The organism is Allobosea sp. 01N443 (genome assembly GCF_056399325.1).
Window position 1 is genome coordinate 1 of the sequence record NZ_JBFTRC010000445.1, and the last position, 410, is coordinate 410.

The following is a 410-nucleotide window of genomic DNA, read 5'->3' on the forward strand; positions in this document are numbered from 1 at the left end:
GGTCGAGGCAATCCCCTCGCTGCGCAGCGTCTCACCCGGCCTGAATTCGCCCAGGAAGATGTCGCAGCGCAGTTTCTGGGAGACCGTCGTCGACAGCGTGGTCTTCTCGGCAGCTTTTGCCATGGTCGTGTCTGTCCTGCTGCCGCTCACCGGGGTGCCCTGGAAGAGATGGTGTTACTCGAACGCTGCCAGAAGACGAACCTGTACTGCATCCAGGACACGACGCCGAACATGAAAAGCCCGAGCAGGCTGAGATAGATGATCAGCGAGAAGACGCGCGGGGTGTCGAGCTGCGATGCGGCGACCCGGATCAGCTCGCCGAAGCCCTGGCCGCCGCCGAGGAATTCGCCGGCGATCGCGCCCGAGACCACGCTGATCGCCGCGATCTTCAGGCCGGTGAAGAACTGCGG

At 63.9% G+C, this 410-nt stretch carries 1 protein-coding gene; it reads right to left on the bottom strand.

Features of this window, described 5'->3' with window-relative positions:
• Nucleotides 1–146: 146 nt before the first annotated feature.
• Nucleotides 147–410: ABC transporter permease subunit (locus AC1DRP_RS36910; RefSeq protein ID WP_476771190.1), on the bottom strand; the 264-nt coding region annotated here is incomplete at its 5' end.